Raw genomic sequence first — 14,364 nt, forward strand, 5'->3', positions numbered from 1 at the left:
ACCTCATCGCGATTTTCGAAAGAGAACACCATGACCCAAGCATCCGCCAACGACGACCGGCGCTACCTGGGCGGCTTCGGCAACGAATACGCCTCCGAAGCCGTGCCGGGCGCCCTGCCGCAGGGCCGCAACAACCCGCAGCGCGGACCGTTCGACCTCTACACCGAGCTGCTCTCGGGCACCGCCTTCACCGCGCCGCGCCACGAGAACCGCCGCACCTGGCTCTACCGCCGCCAGCCCTCGGTGGTGTCGGGCCGCTACCAGCCGTATGCGCAGGCGCACTGGACCACCGGCGGCGACCGCGAGATCGCGCTCGCGCCCGAGCCGATGCGCTGGCACCCGATGCCGCTGGACGGCGCGGCCGAAGTGGACTTCGTCGACGGCATGCACACCGTCGCGGCCAACGGCGATGCCGATTCGCAGGTCGGCGTGGCCTCGCTCATGTACCTGGCGGGCCGCTCGATGGACAAGCGCGCCTTCGTCAACGCCGACGGCGAGATGCTGGTCGTGCCGCAGCAAGGCCGCCTGGTCATCACGACCGAACTGGGCGTGCTCGACGTGAAGCCCGGCGAAATCGCGGTGCTGCCGCGCGGCATGGTCTTCAAGGTGGCGTTGCCCGATGGTCTCTCGCGCGGCTACGTGTGCGAGAACTACGGCGCGCATTTCCGCCTGCCCGAACTGGGCCCCATCGGCTCGAACGGCTTGGCGAACGCGCGCGATTTCCAGGCGCCCGTGGCGGCTTTCGAGGAAGACGGCGGCGCCTATGAACTGGTCAAGAAATTCGCCGGCCGCTTCTGGAAGGCGCCGACCAGGCAGTCGCCCTTCAACGTGGTCGCCTGGCACGGCAACCTCGCGCCGGTGAAGTACGACACCGCGCACTTCATGGCGATCGGCTCGATCAGCTTCGACCATCCCGATCCGTCGATCTTCACCGTGCTGACCTCGCCGAGCGACACGCCCGGCACCGCGAACTGCGACTTCGTGATCTTCCCGCCGCGCTGGATGGTGATGGAGAACACCTTCCGTCCGCCCTGGTTCCACCGCAACCTCATGAGCGAATTCATGGGGCTGGTGCTGGGCGAATACGACGCCAAGCCGGGCGGCTTCAAGCCCGGCGGTGCGAGCCTGCACAACTGCATGGTGCCGCACGGGCCGGACGAAGAAGCCTTCGACAAGGCGACGCATGCGGCCCTGAAGCCGCACAAGCTGGACAACACGCTGGCCTTCATGTTCGAGAGCCGCTACCGCTTCATCCCGACCAACTTCGCGCTGAAGAGCCCGGCGCTGGACACCGACTACGCCGACTGCTGGGCGGGCCTGAAGGACCAGTTCAAGCCATGAAGAACGCATTCGCCCTCACGCGCCGTGCGGCGGCTGTCGCGCTGCTCGCCGTGCCATTCCTCGCGCACGCGGCGGACTTCCCGTCCAAGCCCATCCGCTTCATCGTGCCCTACACGCCCGGCGGCACCACCGACCTGGTGGCGCGCACCGTGGGCCAGAAGGTGTCGGAAAAACTCGGCCAGCCGGTGCTCATCGACAACCGCGGCGGCGCGGGCGGCAACATCGGCATGGACGCCGTGGCCAAGGCCGCGCCCGATGGCTACACCATCGGCTTCGGCGCGATCTCGACCAATGCGCTGAACCCGCACATCTACAAGTCGATGGCCTTCGATCCGCGCAAGGATTTCACGGCGATCAGCCTGCTGGGCACCTCGACGATCGTGCTCGAAGTGCCGGCGAGCTCGCCGATCCGGTCGGTGCCCGACCTGATCGCCGCCGCGAAGAAGAACCCCGGCCTGCCCTACGCCACCGCGGGCGCCGGCACGTCGATGAACCTGGCGGGCGTGATGTTCGCGCAGATGACCGGCACCGAGCTCGTGCACGTCGCCTACAGAGGAAGTGGCCCGGCCATCACCGACATGCTGGGCAACAACATCGGCGTGATGTTCGACAACCTGCCGGCCTCGCTGCCGCACATCCAGGCCGGCAAGCTGCGCGCGCTGGCGGTCGCCGGGCCGACGCGCTCGCCGTCGCTGCCCGACGTGCCGACGATGGCCGAAGCGGGGCTGAAGGGCTATGCACTCGATCCGTGGTTCGGCGTGTACGGGCCGGCGAACCTGCCGGCGCCCGTCGTGAAGGCGCTGAACGAAGCCTTCGTCGAAGCGCTCGCGATGCCCGACGTGAAGGCCAAGCTGCAGCAGGCCGGCTTCTCGCCGCGCGGCTCCACCGCGCAGGAGCTGGCGACGCTCACGCAGACCGAATACCAGCGCCTGGGCGAGGTCGCGAAAAAAGCCGGCATGACCGCGGACTGAAGCACACCTTCAACCGTTCACGCTGGGCTTGTCGAAGCGCCGCGCAAGACTTCGACAAGCTCAGTCCGAACGGTTGCCGCACCGAACCGAACGAACCGAACACAGAAAACGAAAGCCATCCATGACGACCGCACTGAACGCCACCCATGACCCCAAGCTGCGCAGCTGGGTCGCCTCGGCCAACGAGGCCGGCACCGACTTCCCGATCCAGAACCTGCCCTTCGGCCGCTTCCGCACGGCGGGCAGCAGCGAAGCTTTTCGCATCGGCGTTGCCATCGGCGACCAGGTGCTCGACCTGAAGGCCGCGGGGCTCATCGACACCGACGACATGAACGCGCTGATGGGCGCGAGCGCGAAGGACCGCCAGGCCCTGCGCGCCGCGATCTCCGCCGGCCTCGCCGAGGGCAGCAGCAAAGAGGCCGCATGGTCGAAGGCGCTGCTGGCGCAAGTCAAGGCGGAGATGACCGTGCCCTGCCGCATCGGCGACTACACCGACTTCTATACGGGCATCCACCACGCGACCACCATCGGCAAACTCTTTCGCCCCGATCAGCCCCTGATGCCCAACTACAAGTGGGTGCCGATCGGCTATCACGGCCGGGCGTCATCCATCGGCGTGAGCGGCCAGGTCTTCAAGCGCCCGCAGGGCCAGACCAAGGCGCCCGATGCGGCCGAGCCGAGCTTCGGCCCTTCGAAGCGCCTGGACTACGAACTGGAGCTGGGCTTTCTCGTGGGCCGCGGCAATGCGCTGGGCGAACCGATCGCCATCGGCGACGCCGAAGACCACCTCTTCGGCGTGACGCTGCTCAACGACTGGTCGGCGCGCGACCTGCAGGCCTGGGAATACCAGCCGCTCGGTCCGTTCCTCGCGAAGAACTTCGCAAGCACCCTCTCGCCGTGGATCGTGACGATGGAGGCGCTGGCGCCGTTCCGCGCAAAGTTCGAGCGGCCCGCGCAAGATCCGCAGCCGCTGCCGTACCTCGATGCACCGTCCAACCGCGAGGCCGGTGCGCTCGACATCACGCTCGAAGTGCTGCTGCAGACCGCGAAGATGCGCGCCGAAGGCGTGCCGCCTGCGCGCCTCACGCGCGGCAACACCACCGAGGCCGCCTACTGGACCGCCGCGCAGCTGGTCACGCACCACACGGTGAACGGCTGCAACCTGCAGCCGGGCGACCTGCTGGGCTCGGGCACGCTCTCGGGCCCGAAGCCCGACGAGGCCGGCTCGTTGATGGAACTCACGCTGGGCGGCAAGCAGCAGATCACGCTGCCCAACGGCGAGAAGCGCACCTTCCTGGAAGACGGCGACACGCTGGTCATGCGCGGCTACTGCGAGCGCGCGGGGGCGGTGCGTATCGGTCTGGGTGAAGTCAGCGGCACGGTGGCTGCCTGAGGTCTGCGTGGTGTCCCCTCTCCCTCCGGGAGAGGGTCAGGGTGAGGGCAGTGGGCCTCACCACATCGTGCGGCCCCGATTGCCGCTCACCCTCACTCCAACCTTCTCCCCAAGGGGAGAGGGAACAAGAGGTTCAGGGTGCCGGGGCGGCAGTCGTCGCCGCCACCGGCCACGCCATTTCGCTCGCCACGCGCGGCTTGCCCATCGGCGCGGCGGCCTTGCCGGTCTTGATGGCGGCCATGTCGGCTTCGCTCGGGTACTGGTCCATCAGCCAGTAGTCGAACACCCGGCGCGCGATGGGGGCGGCAGCGCCGGCGCCCCAGCCCGCGTTCTCCACGACCACCGCGATGGCGATCTTCGGGTTGTTGACCGGCGCGAAGGCCATGAACAACGCGTGGTCGCGCTGGTGTTCTTCGAGCGCGCGGGCGTTGTACTTGGTGTTCTGCGCCTGCGTCACCGCCTGCGCCGTGCCGGTCTTGCCGGCCGCCTGGTAGCCCGCGCCCGCGAACACGCCGCGCGCGGTGCCGGCGGTGACCACGCTGGTGAGGCCCTCGCGCACCACCGCGACGTTGGCCGCCGTGAAGCCGAGGTTTTCCGCCGGCGGTTGCTGCAGCGGCACCACCTGCCCGCTCACCGTGTTGCGCGTGGCCAGCACGAGGTGCGGCTTGTGCTTCATGCCGCCGTCGGCCACGATGGCCGTGGCCTGCGCGAGCTGCAGCATCGTGAAGGCGTTGTAGCCCTGGCCGATGCCCAGCGAAATGGTCTCGCCCGCATACCACTTCTTCGCCTCGGGCCGCTTGTAGGCGTTGCGCTTCCACTCGGTGCTGGGCAGCACGCCGCGCACCTCGCCGCCCAGGTCGATGCCGGTGATCTGGCCGAAGCCCAGCGGCTTCATGAAGTCGTGGATGAGGTCCACGCCCATCTCGTTGGCCAGCGAGTAGTAGTAGATGTTGCTCGAGAGCTGGATCGAGCGGCGCATGTCCACGCCGCCCAGGTTGCCCTCGGGGCTGCCGAATCGGTGGCCGCCGAAGTTGAAGTAGCCGGGGTCGTTCACCACCACGCTGGCGCCACGCTTGCCGGTCTGCAGCGCGGCCATGGCCATGAAGGGCTTGTAGGTCGAGCCGGGCGGGTAGGTGCCGCGCAGCGCGCGGTTGAGCAAGGGCTTGTCGAGCGATTCGCTCAGCTCTTTCCAGCTCTCGGTGTCGATGCCTTCGACGAAGAGGTTGGGGTCGAACGTGGGCTTGCTCACGAAAGCCAGCACCTCGCCGGTCTTGGGGTCGATGGCCACCAGCGCGCCGCGGCGCTCGCCGAACATGTCTTCCACCAGCTTCTGCAGCTTGATGTCCAGCGACAGCATGACCGTGTTGCCGGGCGTGGCCGGGTGGCTCGCGAGCCGGCGGATGGCGCGTCCGCCCGCGGAGGTTTCCATCTGCTCCACGCCGGTCTGGCCGTGCAGCGTCTTCTCGTAGCTCTGCTCGATACCGAGCTTGCCGATGTAGTCGGTGCCCTTGTAGTTGGCCTGCTCTTCTTCTTCCCAGTCTTCCATCGCGGTCTTCTCGCGCTGGTTGATGCGGCCGATGTAGCCGAGCACGTGCGAGCCGGTCTCGCCGTTGGGATAGTTGCGGAACAGGCGCGCCTTGATCTCCACGCCCGGGAAGCGGTAGCGCTGGGCCGCGAAGCGCGCCACTTCTTCATCGCTCAGGCGGGTGCGGATCGGGATGGAGTCGAAGCTGCGCGAGTCCTCGCGCAGGCGCTTGAAACGGCGGCGGTCGCGCGGCGAGACTTCCAGCACCTGGGTGAGGTTGTCGATGGTCTCCTCGACATCGTTCACCTTGGAGGGCGTGATCTCCAGCGTGTAGGCCGAGTAGTTCGAGGCCAGCACGATGCCGTTGCGGTCCAGGATGAGGCCCCGGTTGGGCACCACCGGCACGATGGCCGTGCGGTTGCTCTCGGCCTGCTCGGCCAGGTCTTCATGCCGCGTGACCTGCAGGTAGATCAGCCGCGCGCTCAGCAGGCTGAACGCGAACAGCACCGTCAGGCCGATCACGATCACGCGGCGCTTGAAGCGCGCGAGGTCGGCAGCGACGTTGCGGATTTCGGTCATGGCGGTGGGAGCTTAGGCGCGTGCTAGTGCAAGTCAAGTGCAGTGGCAGACGGGCCGCGCCTCCCTCTCAAGGGTGGACTCACGCGCAGCGAAGCGAAGTGAAAAGCCGGGGGCACCATGACTAGAGGGGGCGGTTCTCGTCCGGTTCCGGGGTGCGGCGCTGAGGGGCGAGCAACAGCGCGCTCGCCAGGGGCCACAGCATCGCCTCCACGCCCGGCGAGATCAGCACCGTCCAGCCCGGGAACACGCCGCCGCCGATCATCCGCGTGATGACCTCGATCAACTGCGACAGCGCAAAGAGCGGCAGCACCTGCAGCGCCTGCGACAGCACCGGGTACCAGAGCAGGCGCCGGTGGATCGTGATCGCGAAGAAGCCCAGCGTCGTGTAGGAGAGCGCATGCTGGCCGAGCATGGAGGCCTGGTGCACGTCCATGCAGAGGCCAAACACGAAGGCCGCGCCGATGCCCACGCGCGAGGGCTGGTGCACGCCCCAGAACACGATCACCAGCGCCAGGAGGTCGGGCATCCAGGCGGCACGGCCGATGGGGATCATGTTGACCAGGAGCGCCACGACGAGGCTGGTCCACATGAAGAGCGGGCTGACGGGCAGCAGGAGCTGCTGCTGGCCGGGGCGCTTGATCATCGGCCGCCTCCTGGTTTTTTCTCGTTCTTGCCGGCGCCGGGCTTGCCTTCGGGGCGCTTGCGCTGCGTGGTCGTGGGCGCGGCCGGCGGCGGTGCCGTGGGCGAACCGGTGGGCTCGAGCACCAGCACGTAGCGCGCAGCGGTCACGCTGGCCAGCGGCACGCAGTAGATGCGGGCAAAGGCCGAATCGGCGCGGCGCTCGATGCGTTCGATCTTCGCGACCGGCAGGCCCGGCGGGTAGATGCCGTCGACGCCGCTGGTGGAGAGCAGATCGCCTTCCTGCAGGTCGGCATTGGCGGCCATGAAGCGCAACTCGAGGCCGCCGCCGTGCGCCGAGGCGTCGCCGAAGGCCACGCTGCGCACGCCCGTGCGCGTGTTCTGCACGGGGATGGCCAGGTCGCGGTCGATCACCAGCGTGACCTCGCTCGTGAAGGGCAGCACCTGCGTGACCTGGCCGAGCACGCCGCGCGCATCGATCACCGGCGAGCCGGCCGCCACGCCGTGCGCGAGGCCCTGGTCGATGACGATCTTGCGGGTGTAGGGGTCGGCCGCGTCGTAGAGCACCTCGGCCGCGCGGCCCGGCGTGGTGGTGGTCTGGCGCAGCTCGAGCAGCTCGCGCAGGCGCGCGTTGTCCTGCGCCAGCGTGTCGGCCTGGCTCGCGCGCTCGGCCTGCATCATGAGCGCCTTGCGGGCGTCGGCCTCGTTGCGCTGGGCGGTCTGCAGGTCTTCGAGGTAGCGGCCGCCGCCCATCATGATCTGCACGGGCTTCAGCGCCACCCACTGCACCGGGTAGAGCACCGCGCCGAGGGTCGCGCGGATCGGCTGCACGATGTGAAAGCGTGCGTCGGCCACCATGAGGAACAGGGAGAGCGCGCCGAAGAAGATCAGCTTGCTGAGTGCCGACTGCCCCTGGTTGAACAGGGGTGGCGCTGTGCGATCGAGCGTGCCCAGAGGCATGAATTCAGACCCGGCGGTGGTGCGGAATCAAATAACAAAAAGCCGGCCCATGCAAGCAGAGGCCGGCGATGAGGACGGGCGTCCGGTCACTCACTCGTGAAGATGCTTCCCAGGCGGTCCATGCGTTCGAGGGCGATGCCGCAGCCGCGCACCACGCAGGTCAGCGGGTCTTCGGCCACGAGCACCGGGAGGCCCGTTTCCTCGGCCAGCAGGCGGTCCAGGTCGCGCAGGAGGGCGCCGCCGCCGGTGAGCATCATGCCGCGCTCGGCAATGTCGGCGCCCAGTTCGGGCGGCGTCTGCTCCAGCGCGTTCTTCACGGCCGAGACGATGTTGTTGAGCGGATCGGTCAGGGCTTCCAGCACTTCGTTGCTGCTGATGGTGAAGCTGCGCGGCACGCCTTCGGAGAGGTTGCGGCCCTTGACTTCCATCTCCTTGACTTCGGAGCCCGGGAAGGCCGAGCCGATGTTCTTCTTGATGACTTCGGCCGTCGGCTCGCCGATCAGCATGCCGTAGTTGCGGCGGATGTAGTTGATGATGGCTTCGTCGAAGCGGTCGCCGCCCACGCGCACCGAGCCCTTGTAGACCATGCCGCCCAGCGAGATCACGCCCACTTCGGTGGTGCCGCCGCCGATGTCCACCACCATCGAGCCCGAGGCTTCGCTCACGGGGAGGCCCGCGCCGATGGCCGCGGCCATGGGTTCTTCGATGAGGTAGACGGAGGTGGCGCCGGCGGCTTCGGCCGCGTCCTTGATGGCGCGGCGCTCGACCTGCGTCGAGCCGCAGGGCACGCAGATGATGATGCGCGGGCTCGGCGTGAGCAGCGTGCGCGGGTGCACCATCTTGATGAACTGCTTGATCATCTGCTCGGTGATCACGAAGTCGGCGATGACGCCGTCCTTCATCGGGCGGATCGCCTCGATGTTGCCGGGCACCTTGCCCAGCATGGCCTTGGCCTCGCGGCCCACGGCCTGGATCACCTTCTTGCCGTGCGGGCCGCCTTCGTGGCGGATCGCGACGACGGAGGGCTCGTCCAGCACGATGCCCTTGTTGCGGGCGAATATCAGGGTGTTGGCGGTGCCGAGGTCGATCGCAAGGTCGGTGGAAAAGTACCGACGGAAAGCTCCAAACATGTGCGGAATCCTCTGAGCACGGCCTGCGCATCGGCAGGTCGTCGCTCTATTTTTGGGTCGTTTGACGGGGTGAATTGATCGTTTTTGGCGCAAAAGCCGGCGCGTTCGCGGGGGTTGCGGCAAAGGCGGGATAATACCCGAATCCCCTCTGATTCCCGTGTTAGCACCCTTCTCGGCGTGCGATTACCTTCGGTTTTTTGACCGGTCCGACCCATGTCCCTTGACGCTTCAGATATCGCACGCATCGCCTCCCTGGCGCGGCTGCAGCTTGCTTCCGACGAAAGCGAGCGCATGCTCAGCCAGATCAATGGCTTTTTTGACTTAGTCGAACGTATGCGTTCGGTCGATACGACGGGCATCGAGCCCTTGGCCCATCCGGTGGCTGCGATCGAGGACATCACGCTGCGCCTGCGCGAAGACGTGGTAAGCGAACCCGACAACCGCGAAGCCAACCAGAAGAGCGCCCCGGCCGTCGAAGCCGGCCTTTTCCTCGTGCCCAAGGTGATCGAGCAATGAGCGGCGAACTGCACCAGATGGGCGTGGTCGCCCTGGCCCGCGCCCTGGCCGAACGCAAGGTCTCGGCCGTCGAAGCCTCGCAGGCGTTTCTCGGCCGCATGAAGGCCCACGAATCGCTCGGCACCTTCGTCGACGTGAACGAAGAAGTCACCCTCGCCCAGGCCCGCAAGGCGGACGCCCTCCTCGCAGCAGGCAACGCCCCGGCACTGGCCGGCGTGCCGATCGCGCACAAGGACATCTTCGTCACCACCGACTTCGCCACCACCGCCGGCTCCCGGATGCTCGCGGGCTACCGCTCGCCCTTCGACGCCACCGTGGTGCGCCGCCTGGCCGAGGCCGGCGCGGTCACGCTGGGCAAGCTGAGCTGCGATGAGTTCGCGATGGGCTCGGCCAACGAGAACGTCGCCGTGCCCGCCGTGGGCCACGACAAGGCCGTGCCGGTGCAGAACCCGTGGAACCGCGAGCGCATTCCGGGCGGCTCCTCGGGCGCCAGTGCGGCGGCCGTCGCGGCACGCCTGGCACCCGCGGCCACAGGCACCGACACCGGCGGCTCGATCCGCCAGCCTGCGTCGTTCTGCGGCGTGACCGGCATCAAGCCGACCTACGGCCGCGCCTCGCGCTACGGCATGGTGGCCTTCGCATCGAGCCTGGACCAGGCCGGTCCGATGGCGCGCTCGGCCGAAGACTGCGCGCTGCTGCTCTCGGCTTTCTGCGGCCCCGATCTCGACCGCGATTCGACCTCGATCGACAAGCCCTCCGAAGACTTCGGCCGCGCGCTGAACGACTCGCTCCAGGGCCTGCGCATCGGCGTGCCGAAGGAGTTCTTCGGCGAAGGCGTGGCACCCGGCGTGCGCGCCGCGATCGACGCAGCCCTCGCCCAGTACGAGAAGCTCGGCGCCAGGCGCGTCGAGGTCTCGTTGCCGCGCACCGAGCTGTCGATTCCCGTGTACTACATCCTCGCGGCCGCAGAGGCGTCGAGCAACCTGAGCCGCTTCGACGGCGTGAAGTTCGGCCATCGCGCGAAGCAGTACAAGGACCTGTCCGACATGTACGAACGCACGCGCGCCGAGGGCTTCGGCGACGAGGTGAAGCGCCGCATCATGATCGGCACCTACGTGCTCTCGCACGGCTACTACGACGCGTACTACCTGCAGGCGCAGAAGGTGCGTCGCATGATCGCGGACGACTTCCAGCAGGCGTTGAAGCAGTGCGACGTGATCGCCGGCCCCGCCGCGCCGACCACCGCATGGAAGATCGGCGAACACGGCGACGACCCGGTGGCCGACTACCTGGCCGACATCTTCACGCTGCCCGCATCGCTCGCCGGCCTGCCGGGCATGAGCGTGCCTGCGGGCTTCGACAGCGGCATGCCCGTCGGGCTGCAGCTGATCGGCAACTACTTCGGCGAAGCGAAGCTGCTCAACGCAGCGCACCGCTTCCAGCAGTCCACCGACTGGCACACGCGCACGCCGGAGGGCTTCTGAAATGAGCGAGACCGTGAACACCTTCGAAGCACAGCAACAAGGCCGCCCGACCGGCCCGCTGGTGCGCGGCTATGAAGTCATCATCGGCTTCGAGACGCACGCGCAACTCTCGACCGCGAGCAAGATCTTCAGCCGCGCCTCCACCGCCTTCGGCGCCGAGCCCAACACGCAGGCCTGCGCCGTGGACCTCGCGCTGCCGGGCACGCTGCCGGTGATGAACAAGGGCGCGGTCGAACGCGCCATCAAGCTGGGTCTCGCGCTCGGCTCGCACGTCGCGCCGCGCAGCGTTTTTGCGCGCAAGAACTACTTCTACCCCGACCTGCCCAAGGGCTACCAGATCAGCCAGTTCGAGATCCCGGTCGTGCAGGGCGGCTCGGTGTCGTTCTTTCTCGGCGAAGAGAAGAAGACCGTGCGCCTCGTGCGCGCCCACCTCGAGGAAGACGCGGGCAAGTCGCTGCATGGCGCCAGCTTGTATCAACTGGCGCATCTTGGCGACGAAGACGAAGCGAACTATGTGCCCATGACCAGCGAGCTGGACCTGTTCAAGCTGAGCGGCATCGACCTGAATCGCGCGGGCACGCCGTTGCTCGAAATCGTGACCGAGCCCGACATGCGCTCCACCGCCGAGGCCGTGGCCTATGCGAAGGAACTGCACAAGATCGTGACGTGGATCGGCATCTGCGACGGCAACATGCAGGAAGGCAGTTTCCGCTGCGATGCGAACGTGTCGGTGCGCAAGCCCGGCGAAAAGCTCGGCACGCGGCGCGAGATCAAAAACCTGAACAGCTTCAAGTTCATGCAGCAGGCGATCGACTACGAGATCCGCTGGCAGATCGACGAGATCGAGGACGGCCGGAAGATCGAGCAGGCCACGGTGCTGTTCAACGCCGACACCGGCGAGACGCGCGCAATGCGCGCCAAGGAAGATTCGGCCGACTACCGCTACTTCCCCGATCCGGACCTGCCGCCGCTGGTGATCGCGGACGACTGGATCGAACGCGTGCGCAGCGAGATGCCCGAGCTGCCGCGGGCGATGGCCGAGCGCTATGTGCGCGACCACGGGCTGTCGGAATACGACGCCACGCAGCTCACGCAAAGCACCGCGCTCGCAGGCTACTTCGATGAAGCCGTGAGCGCCGGCGCAGCGCCCAAGCTCGCAAGCAACTGGATCACCGGCGAGATGGCGCGCCGCCTGAACGCCGCCGAGATCGGCATCGAGGCCGCGCCCGTCAAGGCACTGCAACTGGCCCAACTGATTCAACGCATCGCGGACGGCACCATCTCGAACAGTGGCGCCAAGCAGGTGTTCGAGGCCATGTGGGGCTGGGCCCATTCCGGCGGCGATACCTCCGGTGGTGTCGACGACATGATCGAGAGTCTCGGCCTCAAGCAGATCAGCGACACAGGCGCACTCGACGCGATCCTCGACGAGGTCATCGCCAAGAACCAGAAGAACGTCGACGAGTACCGCGCCGGCAAGGAGAAAGCGCTGAACGGGCTCGTAGGCCAGGTGATGAAGGCCAGCGGCGGCAAGGCCAACCCGGCGCAGGTCACCGAGTTGCTGAAAGCCAAGCTGGGCTGATCGACGAGCCCCGGGGCCATCACGGCCCCGGCGGGTTCAGCGCGGCGCAGCGGCAGCCGTGCTCGGGGCCGGACCCCAGAGCGGCTTCAGACGCGCGCGCTCTTCATCGAAGCGCGCATTCACACGCTTCTTCTCTTCTTCCTGCTCGGCAATGAAGCGGTTCTGCACCGCCACGCTCTGCGCGTTGTCTTCGAGCTTGCGGCGCATGGCGCCCGGCGCCTTGCTCGTGTCCTTCTTGTAGAACTCGAGTTCCTCGTCGATCTTCTTGCGGTCTTCCCCCAGCTCGGCGATGCGCTTCTGCGCCGCCTGGATCACTGCGTCGACCTGCGACAGTGCCTGGTCGCGCTCGCGGTCGTGCGAAGCGGCGCTGGGGTAGCGCACCAGCAGCGCGCGCTCGCGACGGCGCTCGTCGGTCGCCTTGGCCGCCTGCACGGCGGCTTCGCGGGCGCGGTCTTCGCGCTCGGCCATCTCGCGTGCCGAATACGTGGGCTCGATCTTGCGGCGCGTGAGACCGCTCGGGCTCAGCTCGCGCTGCTCGCGGTCGCTGCAATCGGCAATCGGCCGGTCCGCGGTGAGCGTGCGGCCGCGCGCGTCGGTGCAGGTGTAGATGCCGCCGGCGGGCGCGTCCTTCTGTGCGTGCACCGCACCGGAGAAAAGGATGGCCGTCAGAAAAGAGAACGACGCCACCGCCAGCAGGCGGTTGGGCTTGCCGTGATCGCGTGTACGCATCGCTGTTGTTCCTCAGCTCGCGCCGTAGCGCGTGCGGTAGGCCAGCACGCGTTCGCGGTGCGCGCCCAGGTCGGCCGCGGCATCGCCCGAGAGGTAGCTCAGCAGGTCGTCCAGCGTGGCGATGGCGATCACCGCGAGGCCCAGCTGGTTGCGCACGTACTGCACGGCGCTGTGGTCCACGTCGACGCCGTTCTCGGTGGCTTTTTCCTGCCGGTCGAGCGCGATGGCCACGGCATGCGGCGTGGCGCCGGCGGCCTGGATCGCGGCGATCGATTCGCGCACCGCGGTGCCGGCGGACATCACGTCATCCACGATCAGCACGCGGCCCTTGAGCGGCGCGCCCACCAGGTTGCCGCCCTCGCCGTGCGCCTTGGCTTCCTTGCGGTTGTAGGCAAAGGGGTAGTTGCGGCCGCGCCGGGCCAGCTCGGCCGCTACCGTGGCGCCCAGCGGGATGCCCTTGTAGGCGGGGCCGAAGATCATGTCGAATTCCAGGCCGCTCTCGATCAGGCGGTCTGCATAGAATCCCGCAAGCCGCGCGATCTTGGCGCCGTCGTCGAAGAGTCCCGAATTGAAGAAATAAGGACTCATCCGGCCGGCCTTGGTCTTGAACTCGCCGAAGCGAAGCACGCCGGCATCGAGCGCGAACTGGACGAAGTCCTGCGCCACCGCGCTGCTTTTTTCACCATCTACAGCCATCGGGAAATTCCTTGTGTTCAAACTGACCAGTCTCAATCTCAATGGCCTGCGTTCGGCGACCACCAAGGGCGTCGCCGATTGGGTGGCCGAACTTGCGCCGGATTGTATTTGCATGCAAGAGATCCGGGTCCAGGCGAGCGACATCGAAGGCCGCTTCGAGGAAATGGCCGGGCTCAAGGGCCACTTTCACTTCGCCGAGAAGAAGGGCTACGCCGGCACCGCGATCTACACCAAGCACGCGCCGAGCCAGGTCATCGTGGGCTGGGGCGATGCCGAGTTCGACGCCGAAGGCCGCTACCTCGAACTGCGCTTCGACACACCCAAGCGCAAGTTCTCGGTCATCAGCTGCTACTTCCCGAGCGGCAGTTCGGGCGAGGAGCGGCAGGAGGCGAAATTCCGTTTCCTGAAGGGCTTCTTTCCGTATCTCATCGCGCTCAAGAAGGAGCGCGAGTTCGTTCTCTGCGGCGACATCAACATCGCGCACAAGGAGATCGACCTGAAGAACTGGCGCGGCAACAGGAAGAACAGCGGCTTCCTGCCCGAGGAGCGCGCGTGGATGACCAGGCTGCTGGACGCCGGCGCCGAGGGCGCGGGCCTGGTGGACGTGTACCGCATGCTCAAGCCCGAGACCACCGACGAGGCCTACACCTGGTGGAGCAACCGCGGCCAGGCCTATGCGAACAACGTGGGATGGCGGCTGGACTACCACCTGGCCACGCCGGCCATCGGCGCGCTCGCGCGCACCGAGGCGATCTACAAGACCATCAAGTTCAGCGACCACGCCCCGATCACGGTCGAGTACGACTTCAAGCTCTGACC

Annotated in this window: 13 protein-coding genes; 7 read left to right on the forward strand and 6 right to left on the reverse strand. The window is 67.4% G+C overall.

Annotated features, from left to right (window positions below):
* The first annotated feature begins 30 nt into the window (after nucleotides 1-30).
* From hmgA to fahA, 3 genes are all read left to right on the forward strand, one after another.
* Nucleotides 31-1,341, forward strand: coding sequence for a homogentisate 1,2-dioxygenase (hmgA, locus tag BM133_RS26950; protein ID WP_093440803.1), 1,311 nt, complete (start codon nucleotides 31-33; stop codon nucleotides 1,339-1,341).
* Nucleotides 1,338-2,312, forward strand: a complete 975-nt coding sequence (locus tag BM133_RS26955) for a Bug family tripartite tricarboxylate transporter substrate binding protein (RefSeq protein WP_093440806.1) — start codon at nucleotides 1,338-1,340, stop codon at nucleotides 2,310-2,312. Before hmgA ends, BM133_RS26955 begins: the two co-directional genes overlap by 4 nt.
* Nucleotides 2,313-2,433: 121 nt before the next feature.
* Entirely contained in the window at nucleotides 2,434-3,705 is a 1,272-nt protein-coding gene (gene fahA, locus BM133_RS26960; RefSeq protein WP_093440808.1) for a fumarylacetoacetase, read from the forward strand.
* Nucleotides 3,706-3,838: 133 nt separating this feature from the next.
* Here fahA and mrdA read toward each other — a convergent pair whose 3' ends face one another.
* The 4 genes from mrdA to BM133_RS26980 form a co-directional block, all read right to left on the reverse strand.
* A complete protein-coding gene (mrdA, locus tag BM133_RS26965; RefSeq protein ID WP_093440811.1) occupies nucleotides 3,839-5,809 on the reverse strand; it encodes a penicillin-binding protein 2 in 1,971 nt (656 codons plus the stop codon).
* 121 nt (nucleotides 5,810-5,930) lie between these two features.
* Nucleotides 5,931-6,452: a rod shape-determining protein MreD gene (gene mreD, locus BM133_RS26970; RefSeq protein WP_093440813.1), complete on the reverse strand. Its 522-nt coding sequence runs from the start codon at nucleotides 6,450-6,452 to the stop codon at nucleotides 5,931-5,933.
* Nucleotides 6,449-7,408 carry a rod shape-determining protein MreC gene (gene mreC, locus BM133_RS26975; protein WP_093440816.1) on the reverse strand — a complete coding sequence of 320 codons (960 nt, stop codon included), beginning with the start codon at nucleotides 7,406-7,408 and terminating at the stop codon, nucleotides 6,449-6,451. Before mreC ends, mreD begins: the two co-directional genes overlap by 4 nt.
* 86 nt (nucleotides 7,409-7,494) lie before the next feature.
* Nucleotides 7,495-8,538, reverse strand: coding sequence for a rod shape-determining protein (locus BM133_RS26980; RefSeq protein ID WP_007833435.1), 1,044 nt, complete (start codon nucleotides 8,536-8,538; stop codon nucleotides 7,495-7,497).
* Between the two features lie 213 nt (nucleotides 8,539-8,751).
* Here BM133_RS26980 and gatC point away from each other — a divergent pair, with 213 nt between their 5' ends.
* From gatC to gatB, 3 genes are read left to right on the forward strand one after another with little or no spacing between them, the layout of a single operon-like run.
* The gene (gene gatC / locus BM133_RS26985; protein WP_093440818.1) at nucleotides 8,752-9,054 is read left to right on the forward strand and encodes an Asp-tRNA(Asn)/Glu-tRNA(Gln) amidotransferase subunit GatC; all 303 of its coding nucleotides are present in this window, start codon (nucleotides 8,752-8,754) and stop codon (nucleotides 9,052-9,054) included.
* Nucleotides 9,051-10,538: an Asp-tRNA(Asn)/Glu-tRNA(Gln) amidotransferase subunit GatA gene (gene gatA / locus BM133_RS26990; protein WP_093440821.1), complete on the forward strand. Its 1,488-nt coding sequence runs from the start codon at nucleotides 9,051-9,053 to the stop codon at nucleotides 10,536-10,538. Before gatC ends, gatA begins: the two co-directional genes overlap by 4 nt.
* 1 nt (nucleotide 10,539) lies before the next feature.
* Complete coding sequence (gene gatB, locus BM133_RS26995; RefSeq protein WP_093440823.1) at nucleotides 10,540-12,120, forward strand: Asp-tRNA(Asn)/Glu-tRNA(Gln) amidotransferase subunit GatB; 1,581 nt, start codon at nucleotides 10,540-10,542, stop codon at nucleotides 12,118-12,120.
* Nucleotides 12,121-12,156: 36 nt separating this feature from the next.
* On the opposite strand, the gene BM133_RS27000 is transcribed toward gatB, so the two are convergent.
* Nucleotides 12,157-12,849 (reverse strand): DUF4124 domain-containing protein, encoded by a 693-nt coding sequence (locus BM133_RS27000; protein ID WP_093440826.1) that lies wholly within the window; start codon nucleotides 12,847-12,849, stop codon nucleotides 12,157-12,159.
* A gap of 12 nt (nucleotides 12,850-12,861) precedes the next feature.
* A complete protein-coding gene (gene pyrE / locus BM133_RS27005) occupies nucleotides 12,862-13,545 on the reverse strand; it encodes an orotate phosphoribosyltransferase (RefSeq protein WP_093440828.1) in 684 nt (227 codons plus the stop codon).
* A gap of 13 nt (nucleotides 13,546-13,558) precedes the next feature.
* On the opposite strand from pyrE, the gene BM133_RS27010 reads away from it, so the two are divergent.
* Nucleotides 13,559-14,362 (forward strand): exodeoxyribonuclease III, encoded by an 804-nt coding sequence (locus BM133_RS27010; protein WP_093440831.1) that lies wholly within the window; start codon nucleotides 13,559-13,561, stop codon nucleotides 14,360-14,362.
* Nucleotides 14,363-14,364: the final 2 nt, after the last annotated feature.

The sequence above is a fragment of the Variovorax sp. 770b2 genome, assembly GCF_900115685.1.
In the GTDB taxonomy this organism is placed as follows: domain Bacteria; phylum Pseudomonadota; class Gammaproteobacteria; order Burkholderiales; family Burkholderiaceae_C; genus Variovorax.

Excerpts from the sequence above, each read along its gene's own strand:
- BM133_RS26955 (WP_093440806.1), top strand. The coding sequence starts at position 1,338 with ATGAAGAACGCATTCGCCCTCACGCGCCGTGCGGCGGCTGTCGCGCTG.
- BM133_RS26980 (WP_007833435.1), bottom strand. The coding sequence starts at position 8,538 with ATGTTTGGAGCTTTCCGTCGGTACTTTTCCACCGACCTTGCGATCGAC.
- gatC (WP_093440818.1), top strand. The coding sequence starts at position 8,752 with ATGTCCCTTGACGCTTCAGATATCGCACGCATCGCCTCCCTGGCGCGG.
- gatA (WP_093440821.1), top strand. The coding sequence starts at position 9,051 with ATGAGCGGCGAACTGCACCAGATGGGCGTGGTCGCCCTGGCCCGCGCC.
- mrdA (WP_093440811.1), bottom strand. The coding sequence starts at position 5,809 with ATGACCGAAATCCGCAACGTCGCTGCCGACCTCGCGCGCTTCAAGCGC.
- BM133_RS27000 (WP_093440826.1), bottom strand. The coding sequence starts at position 12,849 with ATGCGTACACGCGATCACGGCAAGCCCAACCGCCTGCTGGCGGTGGCG.
- pyrE (WP_093440828.1), bottom strand. The coding sequence starts at position 13,545 with ATGGCTGTAGATGGTGAAAAAAGCAGCGCGGTGGCGCAGGACTTCGTC.
- gatB (WP_093440823.1), top strand. The coding sequence starts at position 10,540 with ATGAGCGAGACCGTGAACACCTTCGAAGCACAGCAACAAGGCCGCCCG.
- mreC (WP_093440816.1), bottom strand. The coding sequence starts at position 7,408 with ATGCCTCTGGGCACGCTCGATCGCACAGCGCCACCCCTGTTCAACCAG.
- mreD (WP_093440813.1), bottom strand. The coding sequence starts at position 6,452 with ATGATCAAGCGCCCCGGCCAGCAGCAGCTCCTGCTGCCCGTCAGCCCG.
- hmgA (WP_093440803.1), top strand. The coding sequence starts at position 31 with ATGACCCAAGCATCCGCCAACGACGACCGGCGCTACCTGGGCGGCTTC.
- fahA (WP_093440808.1), top strand. The coding sequence starts at position 2,434 with ATGACGACCGCACTGAACGCCACCCATGACCCCAAGCTGCGCAGCTGG.